Source organism: Ilumatobacter nonamiensis YM16-303, assembly GCF_000350145.1.
In the GTDB taxonomy this organism is placed as follows: Bacteria; Actinomycetota; Acidimicrobiia; order Acidimicrobiales; family Ilumatobacteraceae; genus Ilumatobacter_A; species Ilumatobacter_A nonamiensis.
Genome location: NZ_BAOL01000115.1, coordinates 1 through 4,484, shown reverse-complemented (window position 1 = coordinate 4,484; position 4,484 = coordinate 1). Strand labels below are relative to the sequence as shown.

Below are 4,484 nucleotides of genomic sequence, written 5' to 3'. Positions count from 1 at the left end.
ATGATGCACGACTTCAACGTCACCCGGAACCACGCGATCTTCATGGACCTCCCCGCCGTGTTCGACCTCGAGCTCGCGATGAAGGGCGAGATGCCGATCCGCTGGAGCGACGACTATGCCGCGCGCCTCGGCGTGATGCCTCGCAACGGCAACGACGCGCAGGTGCAGTGGTTCGACATCGAGCCCTGCTACGTGTTTCATCCGATGAACGCCTACGAGGACGGGGCGAAGATCGTCATCGACGTCGCTCGGCTGAGCCACATCTGGCGTGACGGCCCGATGGACTTCCCCGAGCCGGCGCTGCATCGTTGGACGATCGACACCCAGTCCGGTCGCGTCACCGACGAACAGGTCGACGACACGCCCGCCGAGTTCCCGCGCGTTCCGGATGCGCAGGTCGGGGTGAAGCACCGCTACGGCTACATGATGGCGAACGCCGCAGCGAAGGCGTTCGAGGAGCCACTCAACGCCAACGGCTCGATCCTGAAGTACGACCTCGAGTCCGGCGCACGCACGAACATCGACGTCGGCGCGGGTCGACTGCCCGGCGAATCATCCTTCGTTCCGCGCGCCAACGCGGCGAACGAAGACGACGGCTACCTGATGACATACGTGTTCGACGCCAACACCGAGTCGAGCGAGTTCGCCATCTACGACGCGGCGACGATGGACGACGAACCCGTGGCCACGGTCGCGCTGCCACGAGTGCCGTTCGGGTTCCACGGCAACTGGGTGCCGGCAACAACGGCGGACTGATCGGAGAACCGGTCCCGCGGGACCGTCCGAGGCGACTTTCGTGTCGCCGGTTCGCGAGAGTCACTGATCACAACACAACAGCAGCGGTCGGTGACCGCAGCGTCAACTGGGGGAAACATGTACCGATCGCATTCACGAACGAATCGCCGCCGCCGGCGCACAGGGCTCATCGCGGGGGTGACCGCCCTCGCCCTGGTGGCCGCGTCCTGTGCGAGCAGCGACGGTGACGACGACGCGTCGTCCACCGATGCACCAGCCGCATCCGAGGCGCCCGACGACACGGAGGCGTCGACGGAGACCGAGGCCCCCGAGGAGACCGAAGCTCCGACGGAATCCGAAGCCCCCGACGACGCCGAGGAACCGACCGACACCGAGGCACCGACGGAGACCGAGGCCCCGGACGACACCGAAGCTCCCGAGGACGACGACGGCAGCGACACGAACTGGGCAACCGTCTTCCCGGACCTCGGCCCACCGTCCGGTGAGGAGATGGTGATCGGGCTGGTGAACACCGAGGGCGTGCCCGGCCTCGACTTCCCCGACATCCGCAACTTCATCAACGCCTCGGCCGACTACCTCAACCAGCACGGTGGGGTCGGGGATCGCCCGATCACGGTCGAGAGCTGCACGGCCAACGGTTCACCCGAGGGATCCCAGGCATGCGCCCAGGAGCTGACCGGTAAGAACGTCGAACTCGTGATCATCGGACTCGACGTCTTCCCCGACTACACCACGTACGAGGCGGCGGGCACCCCGCTGGTCGGGATGCTCCCGCTCACGCCGATCGACAACACGGCGCCCGTCCGATACCTGACCGGTGGCAACGTCACCACGAACGGGACCATGGCCGCCGTCGCCGTGGACCACTTCGGTGCCGAAACGGTCGGCATCGTGAGTGCGGACAACGTCGGCGCCAACGCCACCTTGGCGGGCCTCGAGGCCGCGCTCGGCATCGCAGGAATCGAGTACACCGTCGTCAAGGGCGGAGACAACGAAACCGACGCCGGCTACCAGGGGCTCATGCGCCAGGCGGCCGATGGCGATCCCGATCTGCTCATCTCGCTCTACGCAGACGCCGGGTGCATCGGCACGATGCGCGGTCGCGCTGCATTGGGGATCGAGATCCCCGTGCTCACCACGGCGATCTGCGCCGACAGCGAAGTGATCGCCGAGGTCGGCGACGACGCACTCGGCTGGAACTTCGCCGGCATCGCCTCGGAGGAGGAGGGGCTCGAGCTGGACATTCTCCGCGAGGTGCTCGCACCAGCGATGGGCGGCGACCCGGCCGACGTCGACCCGACCGCACTCGGGCTCGGTGGACTCGGGTTCATCACGATGATGTCCGTCGCCACCTACGGCAACCAGCTCGCCGACACCGGCGGAGAGGTGACGGGTGCCGGAATCTACGACTTCATCGGCACCGCCGAGGGCTTGACCGTGTGGCCGGGAGGACCGTCGGATGCGGACATCCAGTGTGGTGCCGCGCCGAACTACCCGGCGATCTGCGCCTACACCAACCCGGTCTCGGCCTACACCGACAGCGGCGAGGTGCTCACGGTGCCCGGTCTCGAGAAGGTCGACAGCATCCCCTACCTGCCGTGATGCCTGACGCCCTCTCCGGATTGCTCCCACTCGTTCCCGCTGTCGCCGAATGACCGACTACCTGTACTACCTCCTGCTCGGCAGCGGAGCGGGAGCGATCATCGCTGCGCTGGGTCTCGGGTTGGTGATCACCTTCCAGGGATCCGGCGTCGTGAACTTCGCGCAGGGAGCGATGGCGATGTGGGTCGCCTACGTCTACGCCGACCTCCGGCGTGGGGCGTACCCGTTCCCGATCCCGGGACTTCCCGGGCGCTATCACTTCGGTGACGACGTGGGCTTCATCTGGGCAATGCTGCTGTCGCTGGCGACAGCAGCATTGCTCGGGTTGCTCGTGTATCGACTCGTCTTCAAGCCGCTGTACCACGCTCCCGCGCTCGCGAAGGTCGTGGCGAGCGTCGGCCTGCTGATCGTGCTCATCTCGCTCGTCGACCGGCGTTTCGCCGACGACACCAGCTTTCGCGTGGGTGGAATCCTGCCGAGCGAACCGGTCACGATCATGGACGACGTCACGGTTCCGCGGGACGGGTTGTGGCTGGCGTTCATCGTGATCCTGATCGCGACCGGGCTGTGGCTGATCTCGCGCTACACCCGCCTCGGACTGGTGACTCGAGCGGCCGCCGAGAACGAGAAGGGCGCCGTGCTGTTGGGATACTCCCCCAACCTCCTCGCCACGCTGAGTTTCGTCACCGCATCGGTCGTGTGCGGCTTCGTCGCCATCCTCGCGGCGCCGATGATCTCGCTCAGCTCGATGATCTTCACCTTCCTGTTCCTGATTCCGGCGCTCGGCGCGGCGCTGGTCGGCAACTTCCAGATGATCGTTCCGACGGTCGCGACCGGATTCGCCATCGGGCTGATGCAGTCGATGTTCACCAAGCTGCAGATCGACCTCAGCTGGTGGCCCGAGTTCGGCGCTCGTGAAGGAATCCCGTTCCTGATCATCATCGCGGTGATGGTCATCCGGGGAGATCGACTCCCCGACCGCGGCACCGTCGACAACTGGAAGCTGCCGGCCGTTCCCGCGGCGAGAGTCACGCCGCTGAGCGTCGGGTTCCCGATCGTGGCGGCGAGCCTCGGCATCCTGTTCCTGGGACCGCTCTGGCGCGGCGCGATCATGACCACCGTGATCGCCGTGGCGCTCGCGCTCTCGTTCGTCGTGTTGACCGGGTACGGCGGACAGACGTCGCTTGCCCAGATGGCATTCGCCGGCGTCGCCGGGTTCGCGCTCTCGAAGATCGCCGTCCAGTGGGGCGTCCCGTTTCCGATCGCTCCGATCCTCGCGGCGCTGATCGCCACGGTGTTCGGCGCGCTCGTCGCGCTCCCGGCGCTCCGATTGCGCGGCACCAATCTCGCGATCGTCACGCTCGCGGGCGGCGTCGCGATCTCGGAGTTCATCTTCAAGAACCCGAAATACGTCGGGGACGCATCGACGGGCGGGGCCACGGTTCCGAATCCTCAGATCGGCGGATGGGACATCGGTCTGGTGCTCGGCACCGAGACGTCGCGACCGATCTTCGGCCTCCTCCTCGTCGCGGTCGTGTCGATCCTGGCGCTGATGGTGGCCAACATCCGTCGCAGCGGGACCGGGCGGCGGATGCTCGCCGTCCGCTCGAACGAACGAGCCGCGAGCGCGCTCGGGATCAACACGGTGACGGTCAAGCTGTTGGTCTTCACGGTGTCGGCGTTCATCGCCGGGGTCGCGGGAACGCTCACGGCCTATCGCTTCGGTGCGGTGTCCGAAGCGTCGTACGGGGTGTTCGCGTCGTTGACCGTGTTGGCGTTCGCCTACCTGGGTGGCATCACCAGCGTGAGCGGCGCGGTTGCGGCCGGCATGGTCGCTGCGTCGGGGGTGGCGTTCTACACGACCAGCCGGATCTTCGACGCGGTCGGAGCGTGGGAAGCGTTCGTCGGCGGCATCCTCCTGATCTTCACCGCGATCCAGAACCCCGAAGGCATCTCCGGGGCGATTCGCAGCGGCGTGGCCGACGCGAGAGCCAAGAAGGCTCAGAAGAAGGCGGCCACCGAAGTCGACACCGCCCCGGCCGAGCAGTCGTCCCCCGCCCTCGACGTCCCCGTGTAACCCCACCGCCCCATCGCCAACTCGTGAACAGTTCCCGCGCTCCGTGCGC

General features: G+C 67.0%; 3 protein-coding genes. All 3 read left to right on the top strand.

The features are described from left to right. Positions 1–756, top strand: a 756-nt coding sequence (locus ON45_RS12120) for a carotenoid oxygenase family protein (RefSeq protein WP_040494199.1), incomplete at its 5' end; no start/stop codon positions are given. A 177-nt stretch (positions 757–933) separates the two neighbouring features. Next, complete coding sequence (locus ON45_RS21460) at positions 934–2,358, top strand: ABC transporter substrate-binding protein (RefSeq protein ID WP_051062963.1); 1,425 nt, start codon at positions 934–936, stop codon at positions 2,356–2,358. 49 nt (positions 2,359–2,407) lie between these two features. After that, entirely contained in the window at positions 2,408–4,435 is a 2,028-nt protein-coding gene (locus ON45_RS12105; protein ID WP_051062962.1) for an ABC transporter permease, read from the top strand. Positions 4,436–4,484: the final 49 nt, after the last annotated feature.